The 16,215-nt window shown below is 70.5% G+C and carries 12 protein-coding genes; 11 read left to right on the top strand and 1 reads right to left on the bottom strand.

Going from position 1 to position 16,215, the window contains the following annotated elements:
• The first annotated feature begins 391 nt into the window (after positions 1 to 391).
• From HNR51_RS02430 to HNR51_RS02405, 6 genes are all read left to right on the top strand, one after another.
• The gene (locus tag HNR51_RS02430) at positions 392 to 2,599 is read left to right on the top strand and encodes a TonB-dependent siderophore receptor (protein ID WP_182553868.1); all 2,208 of its coding nucleotides are present in this window, start codon (positions 392 to 394) and stop codon (positions 2,597 to 2,599) included.
• A gap of 42 nt (positions 2,600 to 2,641) precedes the next feature.
• Complete coding sequence (locus HNR51_RS02425) at positions 2,642 to 3,877, top strand: PepSY-associated TM helix domain-containing protein (RefSeq protein WP_182553867.1); 1,236 nt, start codon at positions 2,642 to 2,644, stop codon at positions 3,875 to 3,877.
• A 78-nt stretch (positions 3,878 to 3,955) separates the two neighbouring features.
• Positions 3,956 to 4,696 (top strand): Crp/Fnr family transcriptional regulator, encoded by a 741-nt coding sequence (locus HNR51_RS02420; RefSeq protein ID WP_182553866.1) that lies wholly within the window; start codon positions 3,956 to 3,958, stop codon positions 4,694 to 4,696.
• A complete protein-coding gene (locus HNR51_RS26910; protein ID WP_182553865.1) occupies positions 4,696 to 5,040 on the top strand; it encodes a CobW C-terminal domain-containing protein in 345 nt (114 codons plus the stop codon). The genes HNR51_RS02420 and HNR51_RS26910 overlap by 1 nt, the downstream gene beginning before the upstream one ends.
• 361 nt (positions 5,041 to 5,401) lie before the next feature.
• Entirely contained in the window at positions 5,402 to 7,882 is a 2,481-nt protein-coding gene (locus HNR51_RS02410) for a GAF domain-containing protein (RefSeq protein ID WP_239681625.1), read from the top strand.
• A gap of 5 nt (positions 7,883 to 7,887) precedes the next feature.
• Complete coding sequence (locus tag HNR51_RS02405; protein WP_012453977.1) at positions 7,888 to 8,262, top strand: response regulator; 375 nt, start codon at positions 7,888 to 7,890, stop codon at positions 8,260 to 8,262.
• A gap of 154 nt (positions 8,263 to 8,416) precedes the next feature.
• Here the strand turns inward: HNR51_RS02405 and HNR51_RS02400 are convergent, their stop codons facing one another.
• Positions 8,417 to 10,258, bottom strand: a complete 1,842-nt coding sequence (locus HNR51_RS02400) for an ATP-binding response regulator (RefSeq protein ID WP_182553863.1) — start codon at positions 10,256 to 10,258, stop codon at positions 8,417 to 8,419.
• Between the two features lie 427 nt (positions 10,259 to 10,685).
• Here HNR51_RS02400 and HNR51_RS02395 point away from each other — a divergent pair, with 427 nt between their 5' ends.
• The 5 genes from HNR51_RS02395 to HNR51_RS02375 all read left to right on the top strand — a co-directional run bounded on the left by HNR51_RS02395 (position 10,686) and on the right by HNR51_RS02375 (position 16,152).
• Positions 10,686 to 11,429, top strand: a complete 744-nt coding sequence (locus tag HNR51_RS02395; RefSeq protein ID WP_182553862.1) for a response regulator — start codon at positions 10,686 to 10,688, stop codon at positions 11,427 to 11,429.
• 199 nt (positions 11,430 to 11,628) lie between these two features.
• Positions 11,629 to 11,904 (top strand): hypothetical protein, encoded by a 276-nt coding sequence (locus HNR51_RS02390; protein ID WP_182553861.1) that lies wholly within the window; start codon positions 11,629 to 11,631, stop codon positions 11,902 to 11,904.
• Between the two features lie 11 nt (positions 11,905 to 11,915).
• Entirely contained in the window at positions 11,916 to 12,119 is a 204-nt protein-coding gene (locus HNR51_RS02385) for a hypothetical protein (RefSeq protein WP_182553860.1), read from the top strand.
• A 116-nt stretch (positions 12,120 to 12,235) separates the two neighbouring features.
• Positions 12,236 to 14,524, top strand: a complete 2,289-nt coding sequence (locus HNR51_RS02380) for a sensor histidine kinase (protein ID WP_182553859.1) — start codon at positions 12,236 to 12,238, stop codon at positions 14,522 to 14,524.
• Positions 14,521 to 16,152: an ABC transporter substrate-binding protein gene (locus HNR51_RS02375; protein ID WP_182553858.1), complete on the top strand. Its 1,632-nt coding sequence runs from the start codon at positions 14,521 to 14,523 to the stop codon at positions 16,150 to 16,152. The genes HNR51_RS02380 and HNR51_RS02375 overlap by 4 nt, the downstream gene beginning before the upstream one ends.
• Positions 16,153 to 16,215: the final 63 nt, after the last annotated feature.

Raw genomic sequence — 16,215 nt, 5'->3', positions numbered from 1 at the left:
TCGTCTCATGATTACAATTTGGATCTTTTTGTCTGATTAAGCACGCATTTCGTCTCACAATGCTGTCTCTGGATCGGGGTTGTCGGCGGTCGCGGTCAAACGTCGTGGCGGCCTCTCGCGCCGAGGAGTCGGAGCAGCCGAGGCGCCCGGCTTCGCGACGCTCCCGTGATCAACGGAGGCAATCGGTCCTGGCGCGGCGTGTCGAGATCGCAGCCCGGTACGCAGCAAGGCGCAGTTTAGACCTGAAATAATTTGTTGTTACTTGGCAACAAGTTATCTTTTACCGGGAGCCGTTGGCAGAACGCCGGATCCAATCCTTGCAGCTCGCGAGGCAACCTATGTAAACGCGCCGTATCGGCTTCGAGGAGCCGGCTCTCGAAACGGAACGGCGATGGGCACCGAAGCGCAGGGAAGAACAGGTCGCGACACAGGTCGGCCGCTCAATCCGCTCGCCGGTTCAAGCCTCCTGCCCGGTCTCACCCTGTCCTGCTCCCTCGCCTGCTCCCTCGCCTTCCCCCTCGGCGCCCGCGCGCAGACGGTGCCGCCGGAAGCCGGCGAAGCGGTGCTGGCCGAACTCTCGGTCACGGGCAGCGGCGAGCGGGCGGGCGGCCCCGTCGTCGGCTACCGCGCCGCCCGCTCGGCCACCGCGACGCGGACGGACACAGCGTTGCGCGACACGCCGCAATCGATCCAGGTCGTCCCGCGCGAGGTGCTGGTCGATCAGCAGAGCGTCCGCCTCACCGACGCGCTCACCAATGTCAGCAACGTCCAGCCGGGAGGCACGATCCAGGGCCGCTCCGACACCTACATCCTGCGCGGCTTCCGCACCCAGACCTACGCCATCGACGGGCTGGTGCAGAGCCCGGCCAATTCCTTCCAGCCGACCCAGCGCGATCTCGCCAATGTCGAGCGGGTGGAGGTGCTGAAGGGACCGGCCTCGGTGCTCTACGGCCAGGGCGATCCCGGCGGCCTGATCAACATCGTCACGCGCCAGCCGACCCTCACCCCCTCCGCCGACCTGACCCTCCAGGGCGGCTCCTTCGGTTTCCGCCGCGCGCAAGGGTCGGTGTCGGGGGCGATCCCGAGCGTCGAGGGGCTCGCCGCCCGCTTCAGCTTCGGCACCCAGAACGAGGACACGTTCCGCGACTATGGCGGCCCGGAGAATTCCCGCCACTTCTTCGCGCCGGCCTTCTTCTGGAATCCCGATCCGTCGACCCGCGTCTACCTCAACGCCGAATTCACCCGTCAGCACAGCCAGTACGACGAGGGCCTGATCGCCTTCCGCGGCCGGGTGCCGCTCGACAACGTCCGCCGCTACTACGGCGAGCCGTGGTCGCGCTACTACGGCGAATCGAACGCGATCACCCTGCTCGCCGAGCACGACGTCAACGAGACTCTGACCCTGCGGCAGGCGATCAACGGCCAGTGGGGCGCCTTCGACGTGTTCGCGACCCGGGCCACGGGCGTCAACGCCGCCGGCACCTCGGTGACGCGGCGCCTGACGGAGGTGGAATCGATCTACCACTCGATCGACAGCCGCACCGAGGCGCTGGTGCGGTTCGAGGATCCGTTCGGCTTCCGCCATACGGGGCTCGCCGGGTTCGAGATCGTCGACGGCTACCGCCATCCCTTCACGACGCAAGGGGCGGCGACCTCGGTCTCCTTCCTCAACCCGATCCGGGGCTCGGTGCCGCAGGTCGGCACGCTGAGCCTCCAGAGCGACCTGCGGCAGAAGCTCAGCCTGTTCGGCCTCTACCTGCAGGACCAGATCGAGTTCTTCCCCGGTCTGCAACTCGTACTGGGCGTGCGGTTCGATACGGCCAACCAGCTCTACTTCCAGCGCACGCCCACCAACGCGGCCCGCCCCCCGGAGCAGAACCTGACCGGCGTCTCGCCGCGGGTCGGGATCGTCTGGCGACCGGTGGAGCCGCTGACGCTCTACGGCAGCTACACCACCTCCTTCGTCCCGCAGAGCGCCAACATCCTCAACGTGGCGAGCCCACCTCCGGAGACCGGCGAGCAGGTCGAGGTCGGCGCCCGCTTCGACCTGATTCCCGACCGGCTCACGCTGAGCGGCGCCGCCTTCCGCATCCTGCGGGCCAATGTCGCCGCTTCCGATCCGGTCAATACCGGCTTCTCGATCATCACCGGCGAGCAGCGTGCGCAGGGCTTCGAGGGCGACATCGCCGGCGAGATCCTGCCGGGCTGGAAGATCATCGGCGGCATCGGCTATCTCGATGCGGAGGTCACGAAGGACCGCTTCATCCCCGTCGGCAACCGCCTGCCCGCGGCGCCGGTCTTCAGCACCAGCGTCTGGTCCACCTACCAGTTCCAGGGCGGCCCCCTGCGGGGCTTCGGCTTCGGCGGTGGCGTCACCTATGTCGGCGAGCGCTTCGGCGACATCACCAACACCTACAAGGTCGGCGCCTATGCCCGTCTCGATGCGACGGTGTTCTACGAGATCGATCCGACTTGGCGCTTCGCCGTGAACGGCCGCAACCTCACCGACCGGCGCTACATCGAGCAGCCGTTCAACACCTTCAACAACCTGCCCGGTGCCCCCCTGACGGTGCTCGCCAGCCTGACGGCCCGCTACTGAGGGCGATGCCGACCGAGACCCGCCCGATCCTTCCGGAGCCGCATGCCCGCAGCCCTCTCCCCCGTCCGCACCGTTCTGTTTCGCCTGCACTGGGCACTCGGCCTCACCGCCGGGCTCGTGCTCGCGCTGATGGGCTTCACGGGCGCGCTGATGAGCTACGAGGAGGCGATCACCGCGCTCGCCAACCGCGACCGGGTGCAGGTCGCGGCACCGCAGGACCGGCCGGCGCTCACTCCCTCGGCCCTCGCGGCGCGGATCGAGGCGCAGCTTTCGGGGCGGCGGGTCGCCGCGCTGACCCTGTCGGAGCCGTCCGGTCACGGCGTGGTTCCGAGCGCCGTGGCGCGCTTCGCCCGGGACCGGGCCGGCGGTGAACGGCCACCTTCCGTCTATGCCGACCCGACGGACGGAACCGTGCTCGGCCCCGTGCGGCTGGAGGCGTTCTTCGCCACCGTGCGGGCGCTGCACCGCTGGCTGCTGATCCCCGGCGACGGTAAGGGATGGGGCCGCACGATCACCGGCCTGTGCGCCATTGCCCTCCTCGTCTTTCTCGGCAGCGGGCTGTATCTGCGCTGGCCCGGACGGCACGGCTGGCGGGTCTGGCTCCGGCCGAGCCTCGCCCGGCCCGGCCGGGCGCGCTGGTGGTCGCTTCACGCCGTCGCCGGGACGTGGCTGCTGCCGGTCTACGCGGTCATCGCCCTCTCGGGCCTGTGGTGGTCCTACGACGGGTATCGCGCGGCCGCGACATGGCTCCTCACGGGACAGGCGCCCCCGGATCGGGCCGAGACGCGCCCCGCCGAGGGCGGATCCGGCCGCAAATCCGCTGATCACACGTCATCCGATCACACGTCGTCCGATCGAAAGCCACCCGACGGAATCCCGGCGGTCGACAAGGCCTGGGCGGATTTTTCGGCGACGCATACGGCCGCTCTCGCGACCCTGACGCTGCCGGGCCCCGAGGCGGGGACGATCCGCATCCGCTGGCACGCCCCGCATGCGACGCTGCGCAACGAGGCCACCTACGACGCCCGCACCGGCGCTGGGCTCGACGACCGGCGCGCCGCCGAGGCGGGTCTCGGCCCGCGCATGGCCGACAACATGCTGGAGGTGCATCGCGGCCGCTTCTTCGGCGCGCCGATGGCCCTGCTGTTCTGCCTCGCGGCGCTCGCCCTCCCCGGCTTCTTCGCCACCGGTCTGACGCTCTATGTCCTGCGCCGCCGCGCCGGGCGGCGCGCGCTCGGCCGCGCGCCGCGGCCGGTCGCGGCCTCGGGGCGGGGCTGACGGCACGCCGCCTCACGCGATCGAACTCCCTGTCCATGCTTGGCGTTTCTGCAGGGAAACGAGAGGGGCCGGGCCGAAATGGGCGTGTCGTCACCGCAGAACCGCCTGCTTCAGGCCCTGCCGCCGGGCGAGCTGGACGCGCTCCTGCCGCAGTTCGAGCGGGTGGAGACCCGCAAGGGCGAGCGCCTCTGGGCCGTCGGCGACCCGCTGGACTTCGTCTACTTCCCGGAAGCCGGGCTGTCGTCGAACGTCGCCGTCACCAGCGAGGGGCGGCGGATCGAAGTCGGCTGCTTCGGCCACGAGGGCATGGTCAGCACGGCCAGCGTGCTGGGCGTGGACCGTGCCCCGCACGAGCTTCTGGTCCAGGTCGGGGGCCCCTGGCTGCGGATCGGGGCCGCGGCGTTCCGCGAGGCCCTCCGGGCCAGCCCCGCCCTGCACGATCTGCTGCTGCGCTACGCCCACACGGTCATGATGACGGTGAGCCAGACGGCGATGTCGAACGGCGCCTACTCCGTCGAGGAGCGGCTGGCCCGCTGGATCCTCATGGCGCATGACCGGCTGGAGGGCGACGAACTCTCGCTCACCCACGACTTCCTGTCGATCATGCTGGCGACCCAGCGGTCGACCGTGACGCTCGCGATCCAGGCGCTCGAAGGCTACGGCGCGATCCATGCCCGGCGCGCCCTGATCATCGTCCGCGACCGCGGGATGCTGTGCGACCTCGCAGGCAACAGCTACGGCCCCGCCGAGGCCGAGTACGAGCGTCTGATCGGGCCGTTCCGGAAGCCATCGGCGCGTCCCGCGAACGAGAGATCCTGATGCCCCGCGCTCGCCAGCGTGTGCGCGCGCCTTTGCGCACCGGGAGCGCCGCTCGGCCTCGGGCGGAGGGGCGAGCGGCCGATCGACGGGACCGGCTTCGGGATCCGGCTGTCGATGCTGCGCACCCGTCACGGCCCCCCATCCTGAGGGTCAAGGGCATCCTTGATCTCGCCGGCGCGGCGCGACCGGTCGCCGTCCACGGCGTGCAGCACCGCGTCCACCCGTCGATGCACAGGGCGGCGTGGCCCGAGGGTCGGCGCCCCTCCCGCCTCGCCCTCATCGTGGACGGAAGCGAGGAGGCCCGCATCCGCACCTCGTTCGCGGTCTCGGTCCGACTTCGCTGAGGCGGAGCGCCCACGCCCAGCCAGCTCGCGCGGAGCGGTAGGGTGCCTTTCCCCAAGTCAAAGCGCGCGCCGCTTGGATAGTCGAAGGATTGTTAAGGGCGGGACACGGTCCTTCGCGGATCGCAAGGCATCCGTCCGGAGTGCAGGCCAAAGCAGGCGAACCGGTCACTTGGCTGCCCTCGCGAGAACACGATGATCTGACGATGCGCCGCCATCGTTCCGTACCGGCTGTATCCACCGGATCGCTCGACCTCTTCGCGCAGGGAAATGACGTCTTGCTCCCTCTTGCACTTCTGCCTGCTGACGCAGCGCGGCCGTTGTCGTATGCCAGTCCGGTAACGCGCTCCTGCCGATGCCGCCTGTGACCCTTCCCCCCGTCGTCAGCGATCCTGCGCGCCTTGAGGCGCTGGAAAGCTACGCGATCCTCGATACCCCGGCCGAGCCAGGATACGACGACATCGTCGCGTTGGCCTGCCGGCTGTGCGCTGTTCCGGTCGCCCTGGTGAGCCTGGTGACCGGCGATCGGCAGTGGTTCAAGGCGCGGGCCGGGTTCCCGGCTTGCGAAACCGACCTCAACAGCTCGGTTTGCGCCTACGCGCTGGAGCAGCCCGACGAGCTGCTGATCATCCCCGACCTGACCGCCGACCCCCGCACGAGCGCCAACCCGCTGGTCGTTGGCGAACCGTTCATCCGCTTCTATGCCGGCGCGCCGCTGGTCACGCCCGAGGGCCAGGTGCTCGGCAGCTTGTGCGTGATCGACCATCAGCCCCGGCCGGAGGGGCTGACCGACACCCAGGCCGACGACCTGCGCGCGCTGGCGCGCCAAGTCATGACCCAGCTGGAGCTGCGCCGCGCCCTGCTCGCCCGGGATCTGACCCGTGCCAAGGAACGGCGGGCCTACCTGGCCCGCGAGGCCCTGCGCGACACTCAGGCCGCGCTGACAGCCCTCGGCGACGACCTCGATGCCGTCCTGCGCACGATCATCGACGGCGCCATGCGCGCCGTGCCCGCGGCCGAAGGCGGTGCCGTCCAGTTGATCGACGGCGATGCCCTTGAGTTCCGCACCGTGCGCGGCACCCTCGTCCCGTATCAGGGCCTGCGCATCGGGATGCAGGGCACCCTGGCCGGCCATTGCGCAACCACGCGCATGCCGCAGCGCATGGCGGATGCGTTCACGGCTCCTTACGTCAACCGCGACCTGATCGCGCCGCTGAACCTGCGTTCGGCCGTGACGGTGCCGCTGCTGCGCGGCGACACGCTGCTCGGCGTGCTGCAGTTGCAGTCCGGCAAGCCGGAGGCGTTCTCCGCCTACGATCTGGAACTGTTGCGGCTGTTTGCCGGCGTCACGACCAGTGGCCTTGGCGAGGTCACCGCCCATGCCGGCATGCGCGCCAGCGATACCTTCTGGCGCGGGCTGTTCCACCGCCTCAACGAAGGCTTCGTTGTGGGCGAGGTCGTCCGCGACGAGGCCGGCCGGGTCACCGATTGGCGCTATGTCGAGGTCAATCCGGCCTGGGGCGAGTTGCTTGGTGTCGACCCATCGACCGTGGTCGGCCGCACGATTCGCGCGGTGTTCCCAGGCATCGAAGATGAGTGGGTCAGCGAGTTCGCCCAGGTCGTCGAAACAGGCCATGCGACGACGTTTACCCGTCAGGTCGGCAGCCTGCGTCGCTGGTACGAGGGCCGGGCGTTCAAGCTCGACGGTGAACGTTTCGCGGTCATCTTCCTGGAGATCACGGCGCGCATCGAGGCCGATGCCCGGCGCAACGCTCTGCTGAGCTTGGTCGATCGCCTGCGCGACCTGACCACCATTCCGGCGATGACCCAGGCGGCATCCGAGATCGTCGGCCGGACCCTCGGTGCGACCCGCGCCGGGTTCGGCCTGATCGTCGGCGATGTGGAATTCATCGACATCGAACTGGACTGGACCGCCCCTGGCCAGGGCAGCGTGGCTGGCCGGCACCGTTACGACGACTTCGGCAACATCCGCGCGCCCCTGCAGCGTGGCGAGGCGCTGGTCGTCAACGACGTGGCCAGTGACCCGCGCACGCGGGATGACGCATCCACTTGGCAGGGTTTCGACATTGCCGCCTTCGTCCACATGCCGGTGCGCGAGCGCGGTCGCACGGTCGCGGTGTTTATCGTGCACGACGTCACCTCACGGGTTTGGACCCCTGACGAGCTGGCGTTCCTGCGCAACGTGGCCGACCGCGTCGAGGTCAGCGTAGCCCGGGTGCGCGCCCAGGAGTTGCAGACCGTACTGAATGCAGAGCTGGCGCACCGGCTCAAGAACACGCTGGCCATCGTCCAGTCGATCGCCGCCTCGACGCTGCGGGGCGTCACGGAACGCGAGCCCGTGGAGGCGTTTGAGCGGCGCGTGCTCGCCCTGTCGCGCGCCCACGACGTCCTGATGCAGAAGAGCTGGTCGGCGGCCCGCATGCGCGCGGTCATGGAGAGCGTGCTCTGTATGCAGACGGACATGGACCGGTTCGCGCTCGATGGACCGGACATGGACATCTCGCCCCAGGCCGCCCTGTCGCTGTCGCTTCTGCTGCACGAATTGGCCACCAATGCCCTCAAGTACGGTGCGCTGTCGGCGGATGCCGGCCGTGTTCGCATCGGCTGGCGCACGGAGGGAAGCCAGGTGCCGACGCTGGTGCTCGACTGGAGCGAGCATGGCGGCCCGGCTGTGACGCCACCGAGCAACCGGGGCGGGTTCGGCTCGAAGCTGATCCGCATGGGGCTGATGGGAACCCGATCGGCAACCCTCGATTTTGACCCTGTCGGCCTGCGGGCCGAGTTCCGCGCCCCGCTCGCCGAAGTTCAGGTCCTGGTCCACTAACCCCGATGGCGCAGTTCCAAGCCTCCGCTCCAACCTACGTGCTCGTGGTCGAGGATGACCCGATCCTGATGATGTCACTCGTCGACTTCGTCGAGCAGGCGGGCTGCGAGCCGGTTGAGGCCAACAGCGTGCGCGAGGCGATCCAGATCCTGGAAACCCGGACCGACATCCGCACGGTGTTCACCGACCTCGACATGCGCGGCTCGACCGCAGGCATGCAGCTCGCTCTGTCGATCCGTGACCGCTGGCCGCCGATCGAGCTGCTGATGGTCTCCTCGCAGCCGTGGGACGCCAGCCAGATCCCGTCGCGCGGCGTGGTGCTCGGAAAGCCGTTCGATCGGCGCCGGATCGTCGCCGCGATCCGCGCCTTCGCGGCGTAACCGGTCCGAGACCCGCTTACGCTGGAACCGTGCGACGCCGTGTTCGGGTGGGTGTCCGCCGTCCGTCGAGGCCGGTGGCTCCCACAGGCCGGTGTAGAGGCCCGAGCCGGGGCGCAAGCGGCCCCTTGCCGGATCACCCCGCCCGGTTTCGATCCTAAGGCACCCCCACCGCCTCCTTCGGGAAGCGCATCGAGAACACGGCGCCCTGCCCCGGCCCGTCGGACAACGCCTCGGCGCGGCCGCCGTGGAGTTCGGCGATGCGCTTGACGATGGAGAGGCCGAGCCCCGTCGAGCCCTCGCCGCCGGTGGGCTTGGCCGAGAGGCGCTGGTAGCGGCCGAACAGGCGGCCGGCATCCTCCGGCGACAGGCCGGGGCCCTGGTCGGCCACGGCGCAGACGTAGTCGCCCGCTTCCGCCCGCACGCGCACCGTGATCGTGCCGCCCGGATAGGAATACTTGATCGCGTTCGAGACGAGGTTATCGAGCGCCTCGCGCAGCCGCTCGGCGTCGCCGCAGAGCTGGAGCGGACCGGCGAGGTCCGTGATCAGGCGCTGCCCCTTCGATTCGGCCAGCGGCCGGTTGGCCTCGCAGACCTCGCGGGCGAGGCCGGCGAGGTCGACGGGCTCGCGGCGCAGGGTGATGTCGAGGGCGTCGTTCATGGCGTCGGCCATGAGGCTGTCGATCATGTCGATCAGGCGGGTCGCCGAGGTGCGGATGTGATCCACCTGGGTCCGCATGGCCGCCCGCGCGTCGTCGGATCCGGGGGCCGCCCCCTGATCCAGGCCGATCAGGTCGGCGAGCATCTCGGAGCGGCCGAGGATCACCGAGAGCGGGTTCTTCAAGTCGTGGGCGATGGTGCCCAGGATCTCGGTCTTGAGGCTGTTGGCCCGGCGCAGGTCCGAGCGCTGCATGTCGAGGCGGCGGTTGGCGCGGATCAGCTCGGCGGTGCGCTCGACGACGCGCTGCTCCAGGGTGACGTTGGCGCGCTGCAGCCGCTCGTAGAGGATGACGTTGTCGAAGGCGACCGAGAGGCGCCCCGCCAGCAGGGTGATCAGCGCGCGGTCGGTGTCGGAGAGCGGGCGGTCGGTGTCGATCAGCGCGACGATCTCGCTGCCGCTCGCGGTCTGGACGTAGAGCGTGGAGAGACCGTCGCCGAAGCTGTGGCGGCGCGCGGCGAAGGCCTGCTCGACCAGGGGCTGGATGCCGGGATCGAGCGGCCAGCCGGGATCGCGGCCGACATAGCCGCCATAGAGCCCGGAGCCCGCCAGCACGCAGAAGCCGCCTTGCGCTCCACCTTTGGAGCCGCCTTCGAATCCACTTTGGGACGCCCCATCGGCTCCCGCAGGCGCCCGGTTGCCGTCCTCCCGCTCGTCCTCGCGCAGGACGAGGATGCCGGCGCAATCGACATTGAGGAGCGAGGCGACCTGGGTCAGCACCCCTTCGGCGAGCCGCTGCATCGACTTGTGGTCGAGCAGCATCGGCGCGGCGTCGATGATGATCTCCAGGCCCCGCCGGGTCTCGTCGAGCCGCCGGAGCTGCTGGTAGGCCCGCAAAGCCGCGGTGAGGCTGGTGAAAAGCTTGTCGGCGGTGAGTTCGGTCTTCGCCTTGTAGTCGTTGATGTCGTAATCGACGATGACGCGCCGCTCCGGTGCCTGACCCGGCTGGCCGGTGCGCAGGATGATCCGAACGGTCTCCTCCTTCAGCTCCCGGCGGATGTAATCGACGAGTTGGAGGCCGGCATCGTCGGTCTCCATCACCACGTCGAGCAGCACGATGGCGACGTCGCGCCGCTCGGCCAGCAGCGCCCGGGCCTCCTGGCCCGAATGGGCCGAGAGGATGTCGAGCCCACGCCCGTCGAGGCTGTAGCCGGCGAGCGCGTAGCGGGTGCCCTCGTGGACGGCCGGATCGTCGTCGATCACGGCAATCGTCCAGGTGCCGGCGCGGCCCGGCGCCTCCGCGGCCTCGTCGGGAATCAGTTCGAGCCAGTCGTCGTCCATCGCGTGAAGGCCTTTCCGAGGTCTTCGAGCTCATCCGCACGCATTCGCCGATCGCTTCAGCGTAACGGGCGCCCACCTGCCGCCCTTGGTGCGGCGGCAGGCGCGGCCGTGCGGTTTGAAAGCACACACCGCGATGCTTAGCGAAACCGTGCGAAGAAATCTTATCGAAAGGCGCGTGGTCTCAACACATGTCCCACCGCCGCCTGTCGGATGGCTTCAATGCTCGCGCATGAACGCGTCTTCGTCCACCCACCGAGATCCGTTGATCGCTGCCCCTATGGCGTCGCCAAGTCGGACGGGATCGGGCATGGTGCGGGCGAAAGCTGTCGAGGCCGGCCGGGCGTGCCTTTTCGATTCGAGGGAAGATCGAGGTGACGACACAATCCTCTTTTCCTGCCTCTTCTCCGGTCAGGGCGGGGACAGCCCGATGACTGCGACCGGCCCCCATATCGCCGTCGTGGACGACGAGGCGGATGCCCGCGCCATGGTCGGCGACTATCTGCGCCTGCACGGATTCGACGTGGCCCTGTGCGAGGGCGGGCGGGCGCTGCGGGCGCATCTCCAGATCCGCACGCCGGACCTGATCGTGCTCGACCTCAACATGCCCGAGGAGGACGGCCTCTCGATCGTGCGGGACATGAAGGCGAGAAGCCCGATCCCGATCATCATGCTGACGGCGACCGCGAGCCCGATCGACCGGGTGGTGGGGCTCGAACTCGGCGCCGACGACTACCTGCCCAAGCCCTGCGAGCTGCGCGAACTCGTCGCCCGGGTGCGCTCGGTGCTGCGGCGGGCGCAGGGCGCTCCGCCACCGCCGCCGGCTCAGCCGACCCCGGCGCCCGAACCCGCGGCCTGCGCGCGAACCGTTCGATTCGGCACGAAGTGGCTCGAACTCGATGCCCTGCGCCTGCGCGACGATTCCGGCGTGGAGCAGCCGCTCACCCGCTCGGAATTCGATCTCCTCAAGGCCTTCGCCGACCATCCGAAGCGGGCCCTGTCGCGGGAGCGGCTGCTCGACCTCGCCGATGCCCGCGACCCCGACGCGTTCGACCGGGCGATCGACGTGCGAATCAACCGCATCCGCAAGAAGGTGGAGCCGGACCCGGCCAATCCGCGCTTCATCCGCACCGTGCGCGGCCTCGGCTACATCTTCCGGCCCGACGGCGACTGAAGGCGCCGGCAAGGGTGCCGCCCCGGCAAGGGTGCTGCGCCGGCGAATGTTTCGTCGCGCGAGGCCCCGACGCAACAATTGCCCCGGATCCCGTGATCCTGTGATCGGCGACGCAAAACGCCGGACATGGCCTTCCCCTAAAAGCATCCCCATCACGACGGCGAAGCCGCGGGGGGGTGTCATGAAGGGATTGGTATCGATGATCGCCGCGAGCGCGGTGCTGTCCGCGGGCCTCGTCACCGGCCTGGCTGCAACGGATGCCGCCGCCCGTCCGGAGCCGGCGGTGGCCGCTGCCCCGAATGCGCCGCCGGTCGCCACGCCGGTCGCGCCCGCCTCTCCCGCCGGGATCGGGACGTCGGCGCACGAGACGCCGAAGACGGCCCCCGCCTGCACCGCCGCCGCGTGGCCCTACCGGCCGGCGGGCTGCGCCGGGGAGGGGCGCAAGGTGCGCATCATCGCGCTCACCGGGCGCTGAGGGGAGCCGCCATGCCGCACTTCTCGAAGGAGTTCCTGGAGACCGCGCCGGAGACGCTGGAGAACCTGCGGGAGATCCTGCACGGGCGCCAGACCGGCGGCCGCACCGGCCGGAGCGCCGAGACGGCGCCGACCAAGGAGGAACGCTTCGGCCTCTCCGGCGGACGGGGGGTGGCGACCCGCAAGCGGCGCCACACCACGTCGGCGGGCGCTTAAGCGTCGGCGCGCCATCCCCACCCGGAGCGGAGCGGGCCCTTGTCCGGCGCGGTTTTTCCGGCGACGATCCCGCCCCGACGAAGGACGCTCCCGAGGGAGCCCGCTGCGGGGCGAAGATGCGGGTCGGGCGGAAGATTGCCCTGGTCGGCGGGGTCCCGATCCTCGTCGCCGCCGCCATCGCGGCGGCGGGATGGATCCTGCTCACCCAGGGCGAACGGGCCCGGGCCGGCGCCCTGCTCGCCGCCCGCGCCTATCACGATCTTACCCTGGCGCGGATGGTTCGCGACGACGCCGTCGCCGCCCGGGCCGAGGAGCGCGCCGCCTTCGAGACGCGCTTCTTCGACCTGACAAGCAGGGCCGGACGCGGCCTGGAGACCCTGCAGAATCAGGCCCGCACCCGCGGTCAGGCCGAGCGCGCCGGCGCGGCGCGCCAATCCCTCGACCGCTACGTGGCGCGGATGCGGGATTTCTCGGCGGTCGCCCGCGAGAACGACGGGCTGATTGCGGAGATGGGCCGGCGCGCCAACCGCCTGACCGATCTCGCCGAGCAGGCCCGGCAGCGGCAGCAGGCCTCCAACGTCGATCTCGCCCGGACGATCACGGGCAAGGTGAACCGGCTGCGCGCCACCCGCGACGTGGTCATGGGGCTCAACGGCCTGATGGCCGCCGCATGGCCGCTCGTCCTCGCGCGGCAGCGCGGCGAGGAGGCCGATGCCGCGCGCATCGATCGCGGCCGTCTCGTCCAGGCCGGGCGCGACCTCGCGGCGGCCCTGCGCGCGACCTCCCACGAGCCGGCGGCGGCCGAGGTCGCGGCTCTGACGGCGCCCCAGCCGTTCGACGGGGCCGCGGGCGACCGGCTGACCGAATGGGGCGAGCGCCTGCTCAAGATCGTCACCTCGGAGCAGCGGACGCTCGACGACGAGGTGGCCCAGCTCCTCGCCTACGCGGTGGAGGCGAATGCGACCGAGCAGGCCACGCAGAATATCGGCATCGCCACGCTCAGGCTCGGCCAGCGCACCGCCGAGGCCCTGGCGCGGCGGGATACGGAGGCCGCGTCCGCCATGCTCGGCGAGGGCGACCGGCTCTCGGCGAGCGCGTCGGCCCTGCCGATCTCGCCGCTGATCCAATCCGACATGATCGAGGCCATCGACGGCTGGCGCACGCGGCTCGCCACCACGATGGACGGGCTCAAGCGCCAGAATGCGATGATCGCCGAGATGGACGGGCTCGCCGCGAGCCTGAGCGAGGCCGCCCGCGCCCTCAACGACGACGCGCTCGAGGATGCCGACCGGTTCGGCACCTTCCTCGGCCGGCTCCTCCTCGCCGGAGCGGCAGTCGGCCTGTTGCTCGGGGCGCTCGTCGCCCTGTTGGTGGCCCGCTCGATCCTCGTGCCGCTGCGCCAGCTCCAGGGCGACATGATCGCGCTCGCCGCCGACCCGAAGGCGGAAGGTCTGTCGGGCACGCAGCGCACCGACGAACTGGGCGACATCGCACGCGCCACCAACTTCTTCGTGACCGAGATCGGCCGGCGCGAGCGGGCGCTGCGGCGCGCCAAGGATCAGGCGGACCACGCCCTCGAGGACCTGCATCAGGCCCAGGACGACCTGATCCGCGCGGAAAAGCTCGCCTCGCTGGGTCAGCTCGTGGCCGGCGTCGCCCACGAGATCAACACGCCGCTCGGCATCGCCCTCACCACCGCGACGCTGGTGCGCGACGAGACGCGCGCCTTCCAGGGGCTGGTCGCCGCGGGCACGCTCTCCCGCTCGCGCCTGACCCATTTCGTCGACCGGGTCGGCGAGGGGACGCAGCTGCTCTGCGCCAACCTGACCCGCGCCGCCGACCTCGTCCACGGCTTCAAGCAGGTGGCGGTGGATCGCGCCAGCGACGAGCGCCGCAGCTTCGACCTCGACGTCTGGCTCGGCGAACTGCTCGCGAGCCTGCAGCCGATGCTGCGGAAGGGCGGCCACCGGATCCGGCGGGAATGTCCGCCCGGCATCGTCGTGGACACCTATCCCGGCGTGCTGGCGCAGATCGTCACCAACCTCGTCGCCAACGCCGTCGTGCACGGCTTCGCGGGCGCGGAGACGCCTGGGACCATCACGGTGCGGGTCGCAAGCACGGGGGCGCTGGTGCGGCTGGAGGTGGGCGACGACGGCAGCGGCATCGCGCCGGAGAATCTCGGACGGATCTTCGATCCGTTCTTCACCACCGCCCGCTCGCGCGGCAGCACCGGTCTGGGCATGCACATCGTGCACAACCTCGTGACGGCCAAGCTCCAGGGCCGCATCGCCGTCGAAAGCGAGCCGGGCCAAGGCACCCAGGTCCGGCTGGACTTTCCGCGGGCGCCCGCCGGCGCCGAGCGGCCGGGCACGGCCCGCCGGCCCGCCGGGGCGGAGGCGCCATGACCGGGATCATGACACGCATCGCGGCCGTCGCGCTGGCAGCCATCGCCGTCCTGGGGGACGCGGTGCCGGGGCAGGCGCGGACCTTGGTCTACTGCTCCGAGGGCGATCCGGAGGCCCTCGATCCCGGTCTCGTCACCACGACGACGGCCATGAGCGTGACGTGGCAGATGTTCAACAGCCTCGTCGAGTTCGCCCCCGGTACCACCGACCTGCGCCCGGCGCTGGCCGAATCCTGGGCCGTCTCCGACGGCGGCCGGACCTACGACTTCCTCCTGCGGGAGGGGGTGCGCTTCCACGCCAACGCGCGCTTCACGCCGAGCCGGCCGCTCGAGGCCGAGGACGTGCTGTTCAGCTTCCTCCGCCAGTGGCAGCCGGACCACCCGTATCACCGGGTCGGCGGCGATTTCGCCTACTTCCGCGATCTCGGGCTCGCCGGCCTGATCGAGGGCATCGAACGGCTGGACGCGCGCCGGGTCCGCTTCCGGCTCAAGGAGCCGGACCCGACCTTCCTGCCCAATCTCGCTCAGGCCTTCGGCGGCATCCTGTCCGCGGAATATGCCGATCATCTCATGCGCCAGGGGACGCCGGAGGAACTGGCCCGCGCGCCGATCGGCACCGGCCCGTTCCGCTTCGTCGATTACCGCCCCGGCGTGGCCGTGCGCTATCGGAGCTTCCCGCAGTACTGGCGCAGACCACGGGAGGCCGGAACACAGGTCGGGACGGACGCCGTCGAGGGGCTCGTCTTCTCGATCACCCCGAACACCGCGGTGCGCCTGACCAAGCTCAAGGCGGGCGAGTGCCATGTCATGGCCTTCCCCGGCACGGCGGATCTCGACGCGGTGCGGGCCGACCACGACCTCGCGCTGCTGTCGGGAGAGGCGCTCAACGTCGCCTACCTCGCCCTCAACACCACCCGCCCGCCGATGAACGACCTCAGGGTGCGGCGCGCCATCAGCCTCGCCATCGACCGCCGGGCCATCGTCGAGGCCGTCTACGGTCCGGCCGGCACGGTGGCGCGCAACCCGCTGCCGCCGTCGAGCTGGGCCTTCGACCCGGATCTGCCCGAGCCCGCCTTCGACCGCGAGGCCGCCGCGCGCCTGCTCGCGCAGGCCGGCCTCTCCGACGGCTTCGAGACCGATCTCTGGTACCTGCCCGTGAGTCGGCCCTACAACCCCGACGGGCGGCGCGTGGCGGACATGATCCGCGCCGACCTCGCCCGGATCGGCATCCGCGCCCGCCTCACCACCCGCGACTGGAACGCGTACCGGGCCGCGCTCTACAGCGGCGCGCCGACGATGATGCTCTACGGCTGGACCAGCGACAACGGCGACCCGGACAACTTCCTGAACGTGCTGCTCGGCTGCCGGGCCGCGGAACCGGGCGGCGCCAACCTCGCCCGCTGGTGCGATCCGGGATACGATGCGGCGGTCAAATCGGCCCGCGGCACCGACGACCGGGAGACCCGCACCCGGCTCTACCGGGAGGCGCAGAACCGCTTCCGCGAGGCCGCGCCCTGGGTGCCGCTCGCCCACACGGTCGTCCACATGGGGGTTCGCCGCACTGTGGAAGGCTTCCGGGCCGATCCGCTCGGCAGGGCCCTTTTCGAGGGCGTGACAGCGAGGGAGTAGTGTTTTGCAGTGCAATATCTCTCGCAATGCGGCATAGCATATATTATCCACCGGTGAGTTCGC

Source organism: Methylorubrum thiocyanatum (genome assembly GCA_014138645.1).
Lineage (GTDB): Bacteria > Pseudomonadota > Alphaproteobacteria > Rhizobiales > Beijerinckiaceae > Methylobacterium > Methylobacterium thiocyanatum.
Note: the sequence above shows the minus strand (reverse complement) of the source record. Positions and strands in the feature narration are given on the sequence as shown.

Excerpts from the sequence above, each read along its gene's own strand:
- HNR51_RS02390 (WP_182553861.1), top strand. The coding sequence starts at position 11,629 with ATGATCGCCGCGAGCGCGGTGCTGTCCGCGGGCCTCGTCACCGGCCTG.
- HNR51_RS02400 (WP_182553863.1), bottom strand. The coding sequence starts at position 10,258 with ATGGACGACGACTGGCTCGAACTGATTCCCGACGAGGCCGCGGAGGCG.
- HNR51_RS02385 (WP_182553860.1), top strand. The coding sequence starts at position 11,916 with ATGCCGCACTTCTCGAAGGAGTTCCTGGAGACCGCGCCGGAGACGCTG.
- HNR51_RS02395 (WP_182553862.1), top strand. The coding sequence starts at position 10,686 with ATGACTGCGACCGGCCCCCATATCGCCGTCGTGGACGACGAGGCGGAT.
- HNR51_RS02380 (WP_182553859.1), top strand. The coding sequence starts at position 12,236 with ATGCGGGTCGGGCGGAAGATTGCCCTGGTCGGCGGGGTCCCGATCCTC.
- HNR51_RS26910 (WP_182553865.1), top strand. The coding sequence starts at position 4,696 with ATGCCCCGCGCTCGCCAGCGTGTGCGCGCGCCTTTGCGCACCGGGAGC.
- HNR51_RS02405 (WP_012453977.1), top strand. The coding sequence starts at position 7,888 with ATGGCGCAGTTCCAAGCCTCCGCTCCAACCTACGTGCTCGTGGTCGAG.
- HNR51_RS02375 (WP_182553858.1), top strand. The coding sequence starts at position 14,521 with ATGACCGGGATCATGACACGCATCGCGGCCGTCGCGCTGGCAGCCATC.
- HNR51_RS02425 (WP_182553867.1), top strand. The coding sequence starts at position 2,642 with ATGCCCGCAGCCCTCTCCCCCGTCCGCACCGTTCTGTTTCGCCTGCAC.
- HNR51_RS02430 (WP_182553868.1), top strand. The coding sequence starts at position 392 with ATGGGCACCGAAGCGCAGGGAAGAACAGGTCGCGACACAGGTCGGCCG.
- HNR51_RS02420 (WP_182553866.1), top strand. The coding sequence starts at position 3,956 with ATGGGCGTGTCGTCACCGCAGAACCGCCTGCTTCAGGCCCTGCCGCCG.